This is a genomic window from Pseudacidovorax sp. NFM-22 (genome assembly GCF_021401245.1).
Classification (GTDB): domain Bacteria; phylum Pseudomonadota; class Gammaproteobacteria; order Burkholderiales; family Burkholderiaceae_C; genus Xenophilus.
This window is the reverse complement of record NZ_JACBFY010000002.1, coordinates 446,084-467,424: the sequence shown is the minus strand read 5'-3', so window position 1 is coordinate 467,424 and position 21,341 is coordinate 446,084. Positions and strand designations below refer to the sequence as shown.

The following is a 21,341-nucleotide window of genomic DNA, read 5'->3' as shown; positions in this document are numbered from 1 at the left end:
TGAAGGCGTCCTGGGCCAATCCGCTGGACGTGGACTGGGGCTTCATGCAACTGCAGGTGCAGGACCTGCAGGTGCAGCTCAACCAGGGCTCCAGCTGGCGCGGCCTCACGGTGTCGCCCACCGTCGACTTCGTCTCCAGCTTCGGCGCGCAGGGCATGCGCGTGGCCACCGGCGGCGACGACGTGTACCTGGACTTCCGCCAGGCCTACTTCGGCGTGGAGGTCGGCCATGCGCTGATCGCCATCGGCGACTTCTTCTACATCGAGGGCGGCTTCTCGCTGGGCAAGGGCAAGGGCGTGGCGGTGGACATCGTCACCGGCTTCGGCGCCTACGACCCGACGGCCGCCGCGGCCGTGGGCAGCCTCGCCACCCCGGGCCACTACGACCGGCTCGAGAACTACGCCATGAACATGGTCACGATCGGCCTGTCCGACGTGAAGCTGTTCGTGGGCGCCGGCCCCTACTTCGTGGACGAGGACGGCGACGGCGTCATCGACGCCACCCGCAACCCCGACGCCGTGGGCCTGGTGGTGGACAACCTCGACCTGGGCATGGCGATCTTCACGGACCCCAAGCACAAGGTCGGCCGCCTGTGGTCGCTGGAGGCCAGCGTCGACCAGATCGCCTTCGTGGGCCTGGACTTCCTCACCCTCAGCGCCCAAGGCGCCGAGGTGCATGCCAACCAGGGCACCGCCTGGTCGGGCACGACGATCCGCCCCTACGTCGACTACCTCTCCAGCTTCGGCAGCGACGGGCTGGAAGTGCGCACCGGCGGCACGCCGGTGGCGCTGAAGTTCAGCACCAGCTACATCGGCGTGGACGTGGCGCGCGCCACCCTCACGCTGGAGAACTTCATCCACATCCAGGGTGGCTTCAGCTTCGAGCAGGGCCGGCGCGAGCGCTTCTCGGTCGACACTGGCGCCACCGCCGGCAACCTGCCGCTGTCGGCCGCGCTGCTGGCCGCGGGTGCCGCCGGGGCGCAGGTGTCCGAGGACCTCGGCCGCATCGACAACGTCGAGTTCCAGCTGATGACCATCGGGCTCAGCGACGTCGATGTCTTCATCGGCTACGGCAACCCCGACTTCGACAGCGCCGTGCCGCTGCGCGAGCAGAGCGACCTGTTCGGCCTGGCCCTGTCCAACGTCGACCTGGCCCTGGCCATCCTCACGCCCACCGGCGCGATGGCCAAGCTGCTGCCCAAGTTCACCGCCCTCGACGGCTCGGCCGACGAGTTCGCCGTCGCCGGCGGCGAAGGCCTGTTCGAGCTTTCCAGCGGCCGCATCGAGGTGCAGATGAACTGGAGCGACGGCTGGAAGGCCGATCCGAAGGTGCATGCCTCCATCGACTTCTCCGAGGCCACCGGCCGGCCGCTGCAGGTGCGCGCGGGCGACCAGCTGCTGACCATCGACTTCGCGGCCGGCGCCTTCATCCAGGCGCAGGTGCAGGGCGCGCTGCTGTCGGTCTCGGAATTCGTCTACTTCCGCGGCGACTTCGCCTTCCGCATGGGCTCGGCCACCGACCTCACGGTCAAGACCGTGCTGGGTGCCACCACCGTCAAGGCCAATGCCATCGAGTTCGGCGCGAACAACGTGCAGGCCTTCGTGGGCATCAATGGCCCGTACCGGCAGGACAGCAACGGCGACGGCGTGGTCGACAACCGGGACCCGGTCAACGACGAGGCCATCGGCCTGGTGATCGACGACTTCGACCTGGGCATGACGGTGCTGACCACCCAGTTCGACGCCCTCAACCCGCTGGTGCCCGCCAACACCAAGTTCGTCGGCCTGAAGGGCCATGGCGAGCAGATCGGCTTCGTCGGCTTCGGCAGCGACTTCATCCAGTTCAACCTGCAGGACATCGAGGTGGCGGTCAACGCCAGCAGCCGGCAGGAGCTGGTGGCCGACTTCACCAACGGCGGCACCCGCGAGGGCCTGGCCATCGCCACCGGCGGCGAGCCCGTGGTGCTGGACTTCAGCAATGCGCTCATCGAAGCCACGGTGGCGCATGCCACGGCCTCGGTCGCCGGCATCCTGTCGCTGCAGGGGGGCTTCACCTTCCAGAAGCGCACCGTGGAGAACGTGGCCTTCCACCTGCCCGGCACCACGCTGACCACCTCGGCCGAGGCGCTGGTGGTGGCGGGCAAGGACATCTACGCCTTCGCCGGCATCAACGGCCCCTACCGCCGCGACACCAATGGCGACGGCGTCATCGACGCGCAGGACCCGCCCAACGACGACGCCATCGGCCTGGCCATCGACGACCTGGACTTCGCGCTGGCCATGATGACGCCCACGCTGGCGCAGGGCGTGCCGCTGCCTGGCAAGTTCTTCGGCCTGTCGGCCACGGCCGGCATGGCCGGCATCGTCGGCACCGATCCCTTCCTCACGCTCAACGCGACGGACCTGCTGCTGTCCTTCAACGGCGCCTTCCTCGGCACGCTGCCCGTGCCCGGCGCCTATGTGGACTTCAGCGCCATCGACGGCGGCAAGGGCCTGCAGATCCCCATCGGCACGCAGGGCGAGCACCTCACGCTGGACTTCGACAGCAACTCGCTGGGCATCGGCATGCAGGCGCACCTGGGCCTGTTCGACCTGATCAACATCGATGGTGGCTTCCACTTCGAGTTCGAGCTGCCCGACGCCAGCCATCTGTTCCCGTCGATCAAGCTCTCGGGCCTGGGCGACCTGCTGCCCGAGTTCTCGCCCGACCTGGACTTCCTCAAGGGCGCGCTCGACTTCGTGCGCAACATCGACCTGTCCATCGGCTTCGATCCGAACCTGGGGCTGACGCTCTTCGGCTCGCTCTCGCTGCCCGACCTGTCGCTGGACCTGGGCGACTTCGTGCACCTGCGCGGCGACTTCCAGCTCAACATCGGCGAGACCTTCACCGGCACCCTCTACACCGGCCTGCCCTCCGAGGTGTCGCTCATCGAGACGCTGCTGGGCGACCAGGCGCAGTCCATCCTGGGCGCGCTGAAGGCGCTGGGCGGCGTGGCGGACGACTACTCCACCATCCAGAACGTCAGCTTCAAGGGCCTGAGCTTCGGCGCGAGCAACGTCTACGCCTTCGTGGGCCTGGGCAACCCGGACTACGAGGAAGTGCCGAACGGCAACGGCAAGCTGCAGATCGCCAACGGCGACGACCTCTTCGGCTTCAGCATGGAAGGCCTGGACGTGGGCCTGACCATGTTCAAGGCCCAACTGCCGAGCGTGTTCCAGGCGCAGGACTTCTTCTCGCTCTATGCGCACGCCGACACCGCCCGCACCTACGGCATGGGCGACGTGCTCAAGATCCGCGCCGAAGACCTCACCATCGAGCTCAACCGCGGCGGCGAGATGTTCGGCGGCCTGCTGCACGGCACGGCCGACTTCGTGGACAGCTTCCCGGCCGACGCGCAGGCGGGCCGGCCGGCCGGCTTCGAGGTGCGCACCGGCGGCACGCCGGTCTACATGCAGCAGCGCGGCACCCAGCTCATGGGGCTGGACATCGGCTATGCCGAGATCCAGGTGTCGCAGTTCCTGAGCCTCAGCGGCTCGCTGGCCTTCCGCAAGGGCGAGCGCATCGTCGGCGCCCAGGTCGACCTGGGCGGGCTGCAGACGCTGGTCAACGATGCCACCGGCAACGCCGGCACGCACCTGGCCATGGACATGGAGACGCTCACCCTGGGCGGCTACAACCTGCAGGGCTTTGCCGGCGTGGGCGGGCCCTACCGCTACGACAGCGCCACCGACGACAACGACCGCATCGACAACGACGACCCCATCAACGACGGTGCGGTCGGCGTGGCCATCGGCAACGTGGACTTCGGCCTGGTGATCGCCAAGCCGGCGCTGCTCACCAGCATTCCGGGGCTGGAGGCCGCCTCCCCGTACTTCCTGACGCTCAAGGCCGACGTCGGGTATGCCGGCCTGGTCGGCGTGGACCCGGACATCCTGGCCGTGCAGGCGCAGGACGTGTCGGTCAACATCAACACCTTCGTCCTCACCAACGATCCGACGGGCAACCTCAACCCGCTGCTGCAGCTCTTCGGGCCGCCCTCCATCGACTGGGCCGCCACCTTCAAGGAGTCCCCCGAGGACAAGAACGGCAACGGCGTGCTGGACGCCGGCGAAGACCTCGACGGCAACGGCAAGCTCGCCACCCGCGGCTATGCGCTGCCGGCCGGCGGCGACCATGCGGTCATCATCGACTTCGACCAGGAGATCATCCAGGCCGCCATCGGCTATGCGCAGATCAACGTGGCCGGCTTCCTGCAGCTGTCGGCCTCGATGGCGCTGACCAAGAAGGGTTCCGAGACCGTCACCCTCAACAACGGCCAGCAGACGCAGGTGACCAGCCTGGCCATCGGCATCAACGACGCCTACGGCTTCATCGGCGTGGGCGGCTACTGGCGCGACAGCAACGGCGACGGCCGCATCGACGAGAGCGACACGCCCAACGACAGCGCCGTGGGCCTGGCCGTCAAGAACCTGGACCTGGGCCTGGTGGTGGCCAAGGAACTGGTGATCGGCCTGAACTCGGTGGACGTGGGCGTGTACCTCGCGGGCCGCGCCAGCGTCGAGGCCATCGAACTGGTAGGCGTGCCCGGGGCCGAGCTCGATGCCGAGAACATGGTCATCGAGATCAACACCGGCGTGCGCGCCTCGGTGGGCCTCGGCCATGTGGTGCGCGACGCGGCCTCGGGCGCCGTGTCCTTCGACCCGGACCTGAGCCTGTCCTTCAGCTTCACCACCATCGACTTCAGCAAGTCGACCTGGCTGGACTCGAATGGCGCCTCGCACCAGGGCTATGGCATTCCCACGGGCAATGCCGACCAGCCGGTGGTGCTCATGTACAACGAGCAGCTGCTGCGCGTCTTCGGCGAGGCCGAGCTCAAGCTCTTTGGCCTGGTCAGCATGACCGGCGTGCTGGACTTCCGCTTCAGCGAGAGCGAAGGCCTGGTGGCCTTTGCCGACGTCACCGTCGCCATCGGGCCCGAGGGCCTGAACCTCAACCGCCACGGCACCGGCCTGGTGGTGGTGCGCGGCGGCAGCGATCCGGGCGTGGCCCTGCGCCTGGCGCTGGACGCCGACCTGGCCATCGGCTCGGTGGTGCAGATCCATGCCGACCTGGACCTGTCGCTCAACACCTTCGGCCGCGACGTGGTCTACGTGGTGCCCGAGCAGTTCCGCGACAAGGTGGACTTCGACACCTTCACCATCGGCGCCGCGCCTCCGGGCAAGCCCGACTGGGTGGGCGTGTACGCGGCCGTGGTGGGCCACGGCACCCTGGACCTGCTGGACGGCGCGCTCACCCTCAAGGGCGACTTCAGCGTCATCGTCGCCGAGATCGACGGCGCGGTGCGCGCCGAGCTGGGCGCCACCGCCACGCTGGACCTGCCGCTGCTGGAGCCGCTGTCGGTCACCGGCACGCTGGGCATCGTGGTCGATGGCGGCGACACCGGCATCTACGGCGCCTTCGAGGTGGGCGGCAGCGGTGCCGACTCCATCATCATCGACGGCGGCGGCGTGTTCACCGTCTCCGGCCGCTTCCTGCTGCAGATCAACACCACCGCCGCGAAGCAGGAGGTGCGCACCCTGGCCGTGGACGCCGCCGGCAAGCCGCTGGGCACCGTGTGGCTCGACCCGCAGATGCTGCGCATCTCGGGCTCGGGCGCCGTGGCCGTCGGCCCGGTGGAGATGACCGGCGCCATCGACCTGCTGATCGACAAGCGCGGCGTGCAGGCCGCGCTGGACGTGGCGCTGGAGCTGGGCGGCTTCGGCCGCGTGGCCGTGGGCGGCTCGGCCGCCTTCCTGATGGACGGCGACGCGCCCGTCTTCGCGCTCAACATCCACACCCACGTCAACATGGGCGTGGACATCATCGGCATCAGCGCCGATGCGGACATCCGCATCAACACCGGCCACAGCGACTACACCGACCTGCACGGCAACGTGATCAAGGCCAACACGCTGTTCGACATGCAGCTGAAGGGCGACATCAGCCTCTTCCTCTTCGATGTCGACTTCAAGGGCGGCATCAGCGTGATCGACAACGTGTTCAAGCTGTCCTTCGACGGCAGCCTGAACTTCTTCAATGCGCTGACCATCGACGTCGGCGGCTACGTGGATTCCGAGGGCAACTTCGAGATCCGCGGCAAGGCCGAGATCGACATCTGGCTCGGCCCGCTGCACCTCAACGCCGGCGCCTCGCTGGTGCTGTCGAGCCAGCCGCGCTTCGCGGCGGCGGTGTGGGGCTCGCTGGACTTCGAGATCGACCTGGGCCTGTTCTCCATCGACATCACGCTGGCGGGCTTCCGCGGCGAGATCGACATCAACGCCGCCAGCGCCTACCTGGCCGCGCGGGTGACGGTGATGGGCATCACCGTCTCGGGCAGCTTCAAGTGGTCGTGGGCCGACCCGCCGCAGATCGCCCACCAGGTGGGCGACACGCTCTACCTGAACATGGGCGATACGTCGGGCCGCTACGGCGACACGGTGTACGACGACATCACCAACGAGTCCTACTCCATCGAGCAGGAGCGCGGCAGCGACACGGTGGTGGTGCATTCGCTGGGCGAGACGGCCAGCTTCACCGGCGTCAACCGCATCGTGGGCGTGGGCGGCAAGGGCAACGACTCCATCTACGTCGGCAAGTACGTCACTGCGGCGCTGGACTTCGACGGCGGCGAGGGCAACGACAGCTTCGTCATCCTCGGCGGTGCCGCGGGCAGCGTGATCCGCGGCGGCGCGGGCGACGACGAGTTCCTCAGTGGCGAGGTCAGCGGCCTGCGCTTCGAGGGCGGGGCCGGCAAGGACCGCTTCACCGGCGGCGACGCCGCCGACATCGTGGACATGGGCGAGGGTGTCAACACCATCACGAGCGGCGGCGGCAACGACGTCATCTACGTGGGCGCCGGCGTCAACACCGTGGACGCGGGCAGCGGCGACGACCTCATCTACGTGAGCGGTGCGGGCACGCTCAACCTCAAGAGCGGCACCGGCACCGACCGCCTGGTGATCTCGCCCTTCTCCAGCACCGGCACGCTGCTGCTGGGCGACCACAGCCTGAAGGCGGCCATCGACGGCGCCGACCGCGTCATCAACTTCGACGACGCCCTGGAGCGCCTGGAGCTCAGCGACACCAGCACCGGCCGCACGGTGCTGAAGATGACCGACGGCGCCAGCTGGGGCCACACCTCGCTGCACCTGGAGACGGCCGGCATCCTCGACGTGCGCCAGACCGCGCTCTACAAGGCGCCGGACGCCCTGCTGAGCATCAGCGCCGCCGGCATCGACGGCACGCTCGCCACGCAGGTGTCGCAGCTGAACGTGGTCAACCGCGGCACGGCCGGCGCGGCCTACGCCGATATCGTGGTGCGCGAGGCCGACAGCCTGAGCGTGGTGACCGACGGCTACGCCGCCGGCGGCCTGAGCACGCCGACGGGCCGCATCGACCTGCAGCTGGGCAGCCACGAGGCGCTGCTGTCGCTGGACGGCGGCCAGATCTCCACCGGCACCGGCGGCGGAGCCATCGCCCTCGTGGCCGACGACGTGGACTTCGCCTCGGGCGACGACCAGGTCAGCGGCACCGGCAGCTTCAGCCTGCGCACCTTCTCGGCCGGCCAGGGCTACCGCGTGGGCGGCGCAGCCCAGGGCACCTATGGCGGCGACTATTCGCTGGGCAACGAGACGGGCTTCCTCGAACTCGGCATGCGCGACCTGGCCGCGCTGCGCGACGGCTTCTCGTCCATCGCCCTCGGCCATGCCGCCACCGGCGTGCGCATGTACGTGGGCGATGTCGAGGACGCCGTGGTGGGCACGCAGTTCTACTCGGCCCTGCTGCGCGACGACGCCACCTTCATCGCCGACCGCATCACCGTTCAGGGCGATGTGCAGTCCACCGAGCGCCTGGCCTTCGCCGGGCGGCTGATGGAGATCCAGCGCCAGAACGTGCGTGCGCCCATGGGCGTGCCCGACGCGGGCATCCACGCCCGCGAGACCGTGCTGCGCCTGACCGAACAGCTGGTCGTGAGCGGCTGGCTGCGCGCCGACGACCTGCTGGACGTGCAGGTCGTGGGCAGCACCGGCGCCGATGCGCTGGTGAGCTACGGCGCCGAGGCCAACAGCATCACCGCCGACAAGGGCGCCGCCATCGAGACCATGAAGGCGGGCAGCCACCTGTTCCTGGGCGGCTCGGGCTCGGTGGTGATCGCCGCCGGCGTGAAGGCCCATGGCGACGACGTGCAGCTGCAGATCGCCGCCGGCGCCTCGCTGCGCGTGCTCGAAGGCGCGACGGTGTCGGCCGAGGGCGCACGCTCGGTCATCGCGCTGAGCGCCACCGGCGCGCTGGGGCTGCTCTCGGGCAGCGCGGTGCTCTCGGGCGCGCGCTTCGGCGCCGACGGCCTCACGCCGGAGCTCACCGGCGTGGGCGCCAGCGTCTCGATCCAGACGGCCGGCGAGCTGATGCTCGCGGGCTCGCTCACCGCCGCCGGCGCGCTGCACATCGATGCCGGCGCCGTCAGCGATCCGCATGCCGACTACTTCGACACGCTGCCCGGCCGCACGCTCGCCACGCTGGGCGACGCGCAGAAGTTCGCCGCCATCATCGAGGCGCTGAACCGCGGCGGCATCCATGTCGACCTGCGCCAGCTCTTCGGCGGCGCCGACACGCCGCTGGCCGCGCTGGCCTCGGCCACGGCCCTGGCCAACTACACGCCCTTCGCCGAGCTGCCCGACGACGCCAAGGCGGCGCTGGTGGCGTCGCTCGGCTACACCACCTACGACCACGGCGGCTACTGGAACGCGCAGACGCACAGCTTCCGCACCGCGCTGACCGAAGGCGAGCTGGTGGCGTATCACAACGCCGACATCGACTGGGGCAGCGCCGGCGCGCCGGCCACGGACGCTGGCTTCGACCAGCTCACGCTGGCGCAGAAGAAGGCCGTGGCCGCCTCGCTGGGCTATGCCACCTACGACGGCCTGGTGTTCACCCACACCGCGCCGGACGGCAGCCTCACCGTGGCCACCGGCTTCACGCAGGGCGTGGCGCACGACTACGACAACGGCCACATCGACTGGGCCGCCGCCGGCGTGCCCGCACCGGCGGCCGGCACGGCCTTCGACCAGCTCTCGGGCGCGCAGAAGCTGGTGGTGGCCCAGGCCCTGGGTTACACCTTCGACTACTACGCCATGCCCGGCGACCTGTGGAATGGCACGGGCCTGGACGCCACGCCGATCGCGCCGCTGCCCGCGGTGGACGCCGGCTGGAGCCAGCTCACCGCCCTGCAGCGCCAGATCGTGGTCGACTACCTGGAGCACGGCAGTGGCGAGAAGAACTTCTTCAACTACAGCGCCGCGCCCGGAAAGAAGGTGCTGACCACCTTCAGCGAAGGCCCGGCCACCGACTACAGCAACGCCAGCATCTACTGGGGCAGCGCGGGCCAGCCCGCCGCCGACGCGGGCTTCGACCAGCTCACCGACGCGCAGAAGAAGGTGGTGGCGCGTGCGCTGGGCTACGAGGTGCTGGACGGCCTGCACTTCATCAAGGCCGACGCCGACCGCACCGTGCGCATCGTCGACGGCTTCGCTCAGGGCCAGGCCGCCGACTACAACCTGGACGCCATCGACTGGGGCGGCGCCGCCGCCCCGGCCGCCGGCGCGACCTTCGAGGACCTCGACCCCTCGCAGCGTGCCGTGGTGCTCGACGCCCTGGGCTATGCGCAGGTGGACCGCGAGGTGTTCCACAACGCGGCCACCGGCCGCACCGTGGGCCTGCTGGTCGAGGGCGAAGGCCGCGACTACCGCAATGCCGACATCGTGTGGACGGGGGCCGACGGCCATGCGCTCACCGTGCCGGCACCCGGCACCACCTTCGACCGCCTGAGCCTGGAGCAGCAGGACGCGGTGCTGCGTCAGCTGGGCTATGCCCGCTGGGACGGCGCCGTCTACTACAACGCCAATGCCTCGGCCGATGCGCAGTACCGCCTGAGCTTCGAGGCCGGGGCGGACTACCACGCCGAGACCCTGCGCTGGAGCGACGTGACGCGTCCCGCGGACGGCACGGCCTTCGCCCAGCTCTCGGGCGACCAGCTCTTCCGCATCGTCGACCAGAGCGGCTTCAAGACCTACGCCGGCACCGTCTACTACAACGCCGCGGCCGCCGAGGGCAAGCAGGTCATGACCGGCTTCACCGAGGGCGTGGACTACCGCAACGACACCAGCGGTGCCGCCGGCACCGACCGCTGGGTGGTGCGCGACGGCAGCCACACCTACGTGGTGCAGGCCTACGACGCCAACAACGACGGCGTGGTCGACGAGATCCGCGTGCTGGAGCCGCATCCGCTGCTGGGCCAGCGCGGCTTCGGCTTCCTGCTGACGGGCACCGTCACCACGCTGCAGGACGATGCGGACTTCGTGGTCTCCACCGCCGACGACGTGATCGTGCGCGGCAACATCAACCTGCTGGGCCAGGGCTCGGACCTGGTGCTGCAGTCTGACCGCTGGGTCTACTGGGAAGGCCAGGCTCGCGTCAACGGCAGCATCACGCTGGTGGGCGGCATGTCGCTGGACGGCACCGACCTGCACGGCGCCAATGCCGACGGCACCAGCGTCTACGTCAACGCCTCCTCGGTGCTCAACACCACGGCGGCAGGCAGCAGCGTCACCGTCATCGGCAGCCGCGACGTCGAGCTGCATGGCGCGCTGGTGGCCGGCGGCACCATCGGCAGCAGCGGCATCCAGTGGAGCGGGGCGGATTCCACGGTGCGCGTGCAGGCCGGCGAACAGGTGCTGGTGGACACGGCCCTGCAGGCCACGCGTGCGGTGCAGATCCAGACCACCGGCCTGACCGGCGCGGACGACGACGGCTGGGGCGTGGTCATCGGCAGCGGGGCCGGCCTCAATGCGGCGGGCATCACCAGCGACGGCTCGGGCGGGCTGGTCTCGGTGGACGCCTATGGCGGCATCACCATCGGCGGCAGCATCCTGTCGGGCGGCACGCTGCAGCAGAGCGGCGCGCCCGGCACCGGCGGCGAACGCACGGAGACCATCGACTGGTCGGCCGAGGCCTCGCGCGTGGTGCTGCGCTCGGCAGGCCAGCTCTACCTGGGCGCCCAGACCACGGGCGCCTCGGGCGCGACCGTGGAGGTGGGCGCCACCATCCGCGCCAGCCAGAGCGTGGAACTGGCCGGCGGCTACAGCGGCGACGGCATCGGCGTGCGCATGCCCGGCAGCGCGCGCGTGGCGGTGCACGATGCGGACGGCCGCATCGTGGTGAGCGCCTCGCAGGACGCGCAGCTCGACGGCCTGCTGGTGGCCGGCGGCGAGGTGGTGGACCACTTCGACCCGGCCGGCATGACGCTGGGCAGCACCGTCCATACCTTCGGTGGCGACTCCACCATCAGCATCACGGCGGGCCAGCAGGTGCGCCTGGGCCGCGACCTGATGGCCGGCAAGTCCATCGAGGTGCGCGGCGGCATCGGCGCCGGCACGCCCACCAGTGCCAACCCCTGGGCCGACCAGGGCGTGGTGCTCGGCGGCAACGTGCACCTGAAGACCTGGTCCGAGGACAGCGCGATCACCCTGTCGGCCGCGGGCGACGTGTCGGTGCTCACGCCGGCCTGGACGCAGGAGCTGGCGGCGGCGGGCTTCGCCGAATACGCCGACGGCCACCTGAGCCGCGACGCGAGCCTGGTGCTCACCGTCAAGGACGGCAGCAATCTGCACAGCGCCACCGTCACCGTGCCGGCCTCGGCCACCGCGGGGAACGGCGGCCTGGCCTCGCTGGTGCAGAACCTGCAGGCGGCCATCGACGCCACGCCCGAGCTGTCCGGCTACGGCCTGACGGTGCGCCTGACCGACGGGCGCCTGATGATCACCGGCGACTACGCCTTCACGCTGGCCGATGCCGGCGGCGGCGCCGGCCTGCTCGGCTTCACGCAGGCCGTGTCGGCCCCGGCCGATTCCGACCGCGGCTGGGCGCTGGACGCCAGCGCCCGCGGCTCGGTGGTCAACCTGGGCCGTGCCAATGCGCCGGGCGGCGAGATCACCATCGCCGGCGCGATCCGCGCCTATGGCGCCATCAACCTCTATGCCGGCACCAACGCCCTGGGCAACCAGACGGTGGAACTCACCGAGACCGGCCTGCTGGAGACCCTCTCGGGCGGCATGCACCTGGCCCCGGCCGGCAACGCCATCATCCGCGGCGACCTGGTGGCGCGCGGCGCCAATGCCGACATCGTCATCGAGGCGCGCAACACCCTGGAGCTGCGCGGCGACCTGACGGCCCAGCGCGACATCATCGTCAGCGCCGGCAGCCAGGTGCGGGCCGGCGAGCTGAGCCTGGTCACCACCAACTCGGCCCACTTCAACACGCTGGACGCCAACGGCCGCATCCTCTTCAGCGGCGTCAACGACGTCTCCATCAACAGCGCGCTCGGCCGCGACAGCGGCGGCACGGGCCTGGTGCAGATCGTCTCCAGCCAGGGCACGCTGACGCTGCAGCACGAGGCCGGCTGGATCGAGACCGGCGGGCAGATCGTGCTGTCGGGCCGCAACGTGGACCTGGCCGGCACCGTGCGCAGCACGGCGGCCACGCCGGCCACCTACGACTATGAGGTCGACATCGCGGCCGCGCAGGGCGTGCAGCTGCATGCCGACATGCAGCTGGCCGGTTCGCTGCGCGTGGTGGCGGGCGGCAACGTGGCGCTGTACGGCTCGCCCATCACGGCAGGGGCCGCGGGCCAGAGCGTGCTGGTGCAGGCGGCGGGGGACATCGCCATCGGCTCGGTCGGTGCCGCCAGCGGCGGCGCGGTGATCACGGCCGACCGGCTGCTCGAACTGCGCGCCGGCGGCAGCATCCGCTCGGCCGCGGACGGCCAGCTGGTGACGCTGGCCGCGGCCAGCGTGCTGCGCCTGGATGCGGGCGCGCGCATCGAGCTGGCGGGCGATGCCTATGCCGGCGGCCGGCAGCTCGACGGCGCCGGGGCCCAGATGCAGCTGCGTGCGGCGCTGGACATGGTGGTCGCGGCGCACCTGTCCGCCAGCGGCAGCCTGCAGCTGCTGGCGGGCACCGACACGGCCGGCAACGGCCTCGCGGTGACCTCGGCCGGCCGGCTGGGCGTGGGCGATGCCGACGGCCAGGTGGTGGTCTCGGCCGATGGCGACCTCATCCTGCGCGGCGACGTGGTGGCCGATGGCGAGGGTGCGGACATCACCCTGAGCTCGCGCTCGCAGGTGGTGGTCTCGGCCCTGGTGCGCGGGGACGACCAGGTGCGCGTCGAGGGCGGCACCGATGCCGCCACGCGCATCGGCGTGCTCATCGACACCCTGGTGCTCGACGCCGACGGCAAGCAGATCTCCGGCGGCGTGCTCGACACCGGCGAGGGCGGCACCGTCACCGTGCGCGCGGCCGACGGCATCACCATCTCGCACGTGATCGGCGAGCGCGTGGACGGCAGCAGCCCCACCCGCGCCCACGTGAAGGACGTGGTGATCGCCTCCACCTCCGGCGACGTCAACGTGATGCGCAACATCGAGGTGCAGGAGAGTGTGGCCATCACCGGCGCCAGCATCAACATGACGGCCGGCAGCCATGTCTTCGCCTTCGGCGAAGACTCGTCCATCTACATGCAGGCGCGCACGCGCCTGGTGCTGTCCAGCGCCTCGGCCGCGGGCACCGACGCGCCCATCGTCAAGGCCGGCTCGCTGGTGCACCTGGCGGCGCCCACCGTGGTCATCAACGGCAACGTGCAGGTCGACCAGGACGCCGACCATGGCCTGCTGCTGGTCAACGCGGGCGCCTCGCTCACGCTGGGCGGCTTCCTCGGCTCGCGCCATGACGTGCACCTCAATGCGGGCGTGGACCTGGGCCTGGGCCGCGAGAAGCTGGAGTCCGACATCGCGCGCGCCCAGCTGGCGGGCGGCAACATCCTGGTGCTGGAGCAGGGCAAGGTCAATGCCGAAGGCACGCTGGTCGTGCAGGCCGGCGGCGACGTGGTGCTCAAGTCCGCGCAGCAGCTTGCGGCCGTTCAGGCCGTGCAGGTCACCAGCTACACCACCACCGAACAGACGGTGGACGTGGTCACCGGCTACCAGCAGGTGGCCGACGGCACCATCCAGGTGCCCGAGGTGAGCTGGCAGACGACGCAGGTCACCGAGCAGGTGGGCACCGAGCTGGTCAAGGTGGGCAGCAGCTATCACACGATGGACGTGACGCTGTCGCAGACCGGCTACTACAACCCCTCCGCCGCGGCCAACCAGCAGTTCCGCGAGTTCTTCATCGAGGGCGTGGACTACTTCAACACGGCCGAGGAGAAGGCGCTGAGCACGCTGCCCAACAAGGCGGCCATCCCGGTGGTCGACTGGACGCGCGCCGGCGACGAGCAGAACCCCGGCCGCTCGGTCGCGGCGCCCAGCGGCGACTACAAGAGCTCCGACTACAAGAGCTTCTCGCAGCTCACCGATGCGCAGCGCTGGGCCGTGCTCAACACGCTCGGCTACATGCCGCTGTACGACTTCGGCTACGACAACGCCGTCACGCACCAGACGCTCAACGGCAACACCACCGAGTCGGCCTGGACGCCGGACTGGAAGGACGGCACGCTGCAGGTCTTCTATGTCAACGTGGCCGGCTGGCGCGACAAGTACGTGCTGATGCCCGTGGGCGCGCAGGAGGACGTGCTGCGCGTGGTCAGCCAGGGCAGTGCGCTCTACCTCGATGGCGACACCAGCGCCGACGGCAGCAACGCTGGCGGCAGCTGGGTGCAGGCCGGTGCCACCCACAGCGGCGAGCTGGTGGGCAGCTACATCGACAGCAGCAAGGTCTTCTACAAGCAGGTCAGCTCCAACTTCACGGGCACGGCCAGCAATTTCGACTGGTCGAGCCAGTCGCTGGACTTCGACCACGACATCGGCCGCTGGAAGGTCAGCTACATGGACGGCACCGGCACCCGCCAGTACCTGGACATGGCCGACGACCATGACGCGACGATCAGCTACGCGCCGAAGTGGTCGTGGTTCGACAGCGATGGCGCCAAGATCAATGTCAACAACGCCGCCTTCGGCATCAGCGCGATCCTGGCGAACGACGACTACCGCGCCACCCTGGCCTCGGGCACGGCCTCGCTGGTGCTGCAGTCCTCGGCCTTCGACAGCACGCGGCAGGTCGGCGTGGCGCCGGGCATCCAGGCAGGCTATGCCGGCCCGGTCTTCTACTGGTGGGCCAACTACGTGGGCTATGCGCTGGAAGTCAAGAACGACACCAGCAACCTCGTGGGCAACTACAACGGCTCGCGCGGCGGCGACGACTGGAACGACGACATCCAGGCGGTCAAGTTCAGTTCGGCCACCTATGCGGTGCAGGTCTTCCAGCACAAGAACTACGGCGGCTGGGAAGAGAAGCTCACGGGCAGCAAGCCGGACTTCGGCGGCCATAACGACGAGATCACGGCCATCAAGGTCTGGGGCTACCGCTACGAGAACTTCTGGAACTACACCTACCAGTGGACGGCCAAGACCGAGAACGTCTACGACCAGCGCGTGCAGCTCAAGTACCAGCTGGCCACGGTGGCGCAGGACATCGATGACTACCGGCCGGTCTACCAGACCACCACCAAGGAGGTGATGGTCACCACGCTGAAGGACGTGACCGTCTGGAAGTCGGTGCCGATCATCCAGAAGGTCACGCAGCTCGTCTCCGAGGCGCACACCGAGACGGTGGGCAGCAGCTACGGCGACTTCGGCGATGCCGCCGCGCTGGGCGCGAAGAACATCGTCATCGACGCCGGCGCCTCGGTGCGCCTGTCGGGCGTGGTCAGCGCCAGCGAGCGGCTGGACGTGAGCGCCCGCACGCTGGTGCAGGTGCAGGGCGTGGCCGATGCGCAGGGCCACGCCGTGCAGTCCACGCTGCAGGCCCACAGCCTGAGCCTGGCCGCGGGCACCACCCTGGAAGTGGGGGACAACGCCACCCTGCTGGGCACCGGCAGCGGCGCCACCGTGACGCTGCTGGCCGCGCAGGACCTGACGCTGGGCGGCGCCACGCATGCCGGCGCCGCCACGGGCGACAGCCTGGCGAGCGTGACGGTGGATGCGGGCCGCGACCTCTTCGTCAGCGGCACCGTGACCGCCGGCAGCATCGACCTGGAGGCCGGCTCGGCCGCCGCCGGCACGGCGCGCGACGGCGGCATCGAGGCCGACGCCCAGACGGTGCTCAAAGCCACGCAGGGCGACATCTCGCTCGCCGCCGGCCGCTTCGGCGGCGACATCGTGCTCGACCATGTGACGCTGGACGCCACCGCTTCGCAGGGCGTGCTGCACCTGCAGGCGCAGGCCGGCTTCATCGAGCAGCGCCGCGACCTGGTGCAACTGCCGGGCACCACCGGCGACGAGAACAAGGTCTGGGTGGCCATGGGCACCATTGCCGCGCGCCGCCTGGAGGCCTCGGCCGAGACCGGCCTGACCCTCGGCACCCGCGTGGCCGAGGCGCAGCTGGCGCTCACCGGCGTGGGCAACATCGACCTCGTCAACACCGGCGCGCTGAAGCTGGATGCCCAGACCGCCGACGGCGGCATCACGGTGGGCAACACCGGAAAGCTCACGGCGGAGCGCGTGCTCACGCTGGGCGCGAGCGACCGCAACGACATCGCCCTGAGCACCTTCAGCGCCGCCGGCCTGGCGGGCGACCTGGTGCTGGGCGACGTGCGCAACGACGCGCGCGGCGACGTCACCGTCAGCGCGCAGGGCGCCATCACGCAGGCCGACCAGACCCGCGTGGTGGCCGACGAGCTGGTGCTGACGGGCACCGGCGCGATGGACATCGCCACCAACGTCAACAGCCTGCGCCTGGCGGTGCAGGACAGCGCCAGCGCCACCGTGGCGCAGGGCGCGCGCCGCCTGACGGTGCAGGACGTGCAGATCGCCGACGGCAGCTTCACCCTCACCGGCGAAGGCGTGGTCGAGCTGGTCGAGGTGGTGCTGCGCACCAACCAGGCGGGCAACGACATCACCGTGGACGCGCAGCAGGACCTGCTGGTGCGCCACGTCTCGGCGGGCATCTACGCCGCCACCGCGGCCGACCTGCCGGTGGTGGACGGCCAGGCCCAGCAGAGCCTGAGCTCGGCCGGCAAGGTGACGCTGGTCTCGCGCCAGGGCGCCGTGGCCGAGTCCTTCGCCGACGCGGCGGTGGACGTGGTCGCGCAGCGCCTGACGGTGCGCGCCGCCACCGGCATCACCGGCCTGGAGATCGCCGTCAACGAACTCGACGCCACCACCGCGGGCGGCGACATCGCGCTGCACGACATCGATGGCGTGGGCGAGAAGTACGCCGGCCTCACCGTGGTCCAGGCCCTGAGCAGCGTGACCGCCGGCAGCGGCAACACGCGCGTGGCCATCGAGAGCGAAGGCAGCCTGCTGGTGGACGAGGACGGCCGCATGGCGGGCGATACCGTGTCGCTCACCAGCCACCAGGGCAGCGTGGTCGTCAGGACGCCCAAGGCCGGCGATTCGCTGGCCTACAGCCGCGGCGTGGTCTTCGACGCGGCGCAGACGGTGGAGCTCTACCGCTTCTTCGAGGCGCCCGAGTGGATGGAATACCGCGCGGGCAAGTACTTCGTGTTCGGCACCGAGGCCTCGGGCGGCGAGCCGGTCACCAAGCTGCTGCCCGCCACGCTCAGCGCCGACACACTGATCCTGCAGACCGGCGAGAGCCTGAACCTCAAGGACGTGACGCTCAGCGTCAACCGCCACCTGGAGCTGGTGGCGGGCCAGAACGTCAACCTCAGCGGCACCACCGCGGTCAAGGCGCAGCATTACGACGGCAGCGCCGCGCTCGGCGCCATCGAGCAGGTGATCGTGCGCGCCGAGGGCGCCACGGCGGTGCAGCAGTCGGTGGACGTCAACGCCAGCGGCAGCACCTCGGTCCACGCCCCGACGCAGGAGACCGGCTTCATCAACCTGCAGGTGGACCAGCTGCCCGCGCTGCGCTTCGACCTGCGGGTGCGGCAGGACATCTTCGTCCACGTGCAGGACGACCTGACGCTCAGCGGCTTCGTCGGCGGGCTGCAAGGCTTCGATCCGGCCCGCAACGTGACGCTGATCGTGGACGGCACCCTGGCCGTGCAGAGCGGCATCGTGGCCGCGGCCACCCCTGGCGGCGTGCTCAGCCTCACGGCGCAGGCCGTCACCAGCGATGGCGCCTCGGTGTTCATCTCCGACCGGCTGGAAGTGCAGACCGCGGGCGACGCCCAGCTCAACACGTTGGTCGACACGCTCAAGGTGCGCTCGACCGTGCACGGCGCCATCCGCATCAACGAGGCCACGGGCCTGGTGGTGGAACTGGCCAGCGCCCGCGACGGCCTGATCGACATCGCCGCCGGCGGCGACCTGTACCTGCGCGAGGTGCGCAACTTCGCCGGCGGCAGCGACATCGACCTGCGCGCGGCCGGCGTCATGTACGTCGACCTGGTGGAGGCTGCGACCGACCTGGGTGCCGAGAAGACCTCCGGCCACATCACCGCCGACGCCCTGCACGGCGTGAAGGAATGGAAGGCCCTGTCGGTGGCCACGCTGCAGGCCGACGGCACCACCACCGTGGTGACCGATGCCTATGACGACCGCACCGCCGACCTCTACGGCTACCAGGTGACGGTGCGCGGCGCGGCGCAGATCACCCAGCTCACCGACCCCGGCAAGCACGGCAATGGCGACGACGTCGAGGTGCGCACCATCGCCGCCGGCGGCTTCAGCTACGACGCGCAGAGCACCGTCACCGAGCATTCGCTGCTGGAGGCCGGCGGCGCCATCGTCAACCTGCAGGGCCAGACGCTCACGCCGGCCGGCGTGTCGGTGGCGCAGGTCAGCACGCTGGCCTTCGGCATCCAGCCGGCGGCGGGGCAGATCTACGCCGTCACCGTCAACGGCCATGCCTACAGCGTGACCGCGGCCCAGGGCGACACGGCGGCCGACGTGCTCGGCGCGCTCAAGACGCGCATCGAGCAGGGCGAGGCCATCGCCGTCACGGTGGATGCGGACAACCTGCGGCTGGTGCTCAGCGCCGAGCAGGGCAACACGCCCTTCACCCTGGCCGGCGTGTCGCTGACCCTGCCCACGCTCGACGCCGTCACCGGCGGCGTGGCCAAGGACGGCGGCAGCCTCGACACCGGCGCCGGCGACGTGCCGCCGGGCTTCGACCAGGCGCAGCACACCAACGTGCTGTTCGACAGCGGCGCGGCGCCGCAGTCCGGCAAGCTCTACGGCCTCACGCTGGACGGGCACGACTACCTCGTGCGCCTGGGCACCAATGCCTTCATCGACGTCACCGGCCTGGGCAACGGCAGCGGCAGCCTCGACGTGCTGGCGCTGCAGGCCGACAGCAGCCTGGGCACGGCCAGCGGCACGGCCTCGGGCAACGACGTCACGGTCGACCTGGCGGGCCTGTCCGGCATCGTCGCGGGCGCGCACTACACGCTCACGGTGGCCGACGGCAAGCGCTTCGACGTGGTCGCCGCCGATGGCGACACCCGTGCCAGCATCGCCGGCAAGCTGGCGGCGCTGGCCGATGCCGACGCCACCATTGCGGCCCAGGTCTCGGGCACGGTCATCACCTTCAGCGCGGGCGCCACGCTCGCGGCCACCCAGGTCGGCGGCAGCTCGATGCAGAGCGTGCAGGCCGGCCAGGCGGGCCTGCTGCAGGACGACACCACCCAGGCCGGCCGTCACTTCGACCTGAGCAGCCTGCAGGTGCAGCAGGGCTGGCGCTACGTGTTCACCGTGGGCGGCCAGAGCTTCAGCTACACCGCGGCCAGCGGCGACGGCCTGGCGGCCGTGGTGCAGGGCCTGGCGGCGGCGGTCGATGCTCATGCCAGCTACGGCGCCACCGCCACGGTGGCCAGCGTGACCGACTGGGCCTCGCTGCGCACGGCGCTGGCGGCGCAGATCGAGCGCGGCGAGGCCATCGACGCCACGGCCTACGACGGCCGCGTGCTCGACCTGCGCAGCCTGACGGTCGCGGCCGGCACGGCCTACACCATCACCCTCGACGGCACGGCCTACAGCTACACCGCCCAGGCGGGCGACAGCGCACAGGCCGTGACGGCCCAGCTGCTGACGCTGATCCAGGAGGGCGGCTACAAGGTCAGCAGCGACTTCGCCGATCCGCAGTCGGGCGCCGGCGGCCTGCTGACGGTGCTCAGCACCTCGGCCATCGCCTCCGCCTCCACCAGCTTCGGCGCCAGCGTGGCGCAGCGCAGCGTGGTCGGCCTCGCGGCCGAGGTGGCCAACGACGCCTTCGGCACGGTGGCCCTGGGCCAGTCGGGCGCGGTTGCTGCCACCTTCGACACCGACGTGGACGCGGGCACGCAGGTGCAGCAGAAGAGCCATGTGGTCTTCGCCGATCCGGCGACGGCCGGCTACACGCTGGCCACGGGCAGCGTCTTCACGGTGCAGGTCAACGGCCACGCTTACAGCGCCACCGTGGGCAGCGGCGGCGTGACCGCCAGCTGGGCCTCGGTGCTGGGCGCCCTGGCCACCGCCATCGAGGCGGGCGAGGTGGACGGCGGCCATGCGCTGCTGGACGTGGGCTTCGATGCCGCCACGCGCCAGCTGGTGCTGACGGCCAACGCGGCCAACCAGGCCTTCACCGTCGACGACGTGACGGTGCAGCGCCTGTCGCAGACGGCGGTGGCCGGCGGCGTGGTCGACGCGGGCAGCGTGCTGGCCGCGGCCGGCCAGGACGCCACGCAGGCCAGCCGCCTCACGTTCAGCGGCACGCCGCATGCGGGCGTGGACTACACCGTGCAGGTGGGCGCGCGCAGCTACACCGTGCAGGTGGGCGGCTCCGTGGGCGGCCAGGCCGTCACGGCCGACTGGGCCTCGGTGCTGGGCGCGCTGGAGCAGCGCATCGAGCAGGACGGCGTGGTCGCAGCCAGCGTGCAGGGCAGCACCCTCACGCTCACGGCGCTGCAGGCCAATGCGGCCTTCGAGCTCAAGGGCAGCGTGCGCGATGCCGCCGCCACCCAGGCGCTCGCCAAGAGCGGCGACTATGTGCTGATCGTCCCCGACCGCAGTGCCGGCGACGCCAGCCTGCTGGTCAGCGGCAGCCTGACGGTGGTCAACCTGCCCACCTTCGACGGCGACAACCTCACGCTCGGCGCGGGCCGCGACCTGGTGGTCGTCTCCGACATCGACGTGGGCAGCAGCGGCACGGTCACGCTCAGTGCCGGCGCCTCGCTCACGCTGGGCGGCACGCTCAGCGCGGGCGCGCTCACGGTGTCGGCCGGCCATGACCTGACGCTCACCACCGAGGTCGGCACGCTGCAGGTCACCATGACCGGCGACGGCAACCTCACGGTGATCCAGACCGGCGCG

General features: G+C 70.6%; 1 protein-coding gene (cut by both window edges). It reads left to right on the top strand.

All 21,341 nt of this window come from inside a single coding sequence — locus tag L0984_RS07760, LEPR-XLL domain-containing protein, on the top strand. Of the gene's 48,054 coding nucleotides, 12,634 precede the window and 14,079 follow it; the stretch shown corresponds to coding positions 12,635-33,975, spanning codon 4,212 (partial) through codon 11,325 (complete); the first codon wholly inside the window starts at position 3. Both the start codon and the stop codon lie outside the window.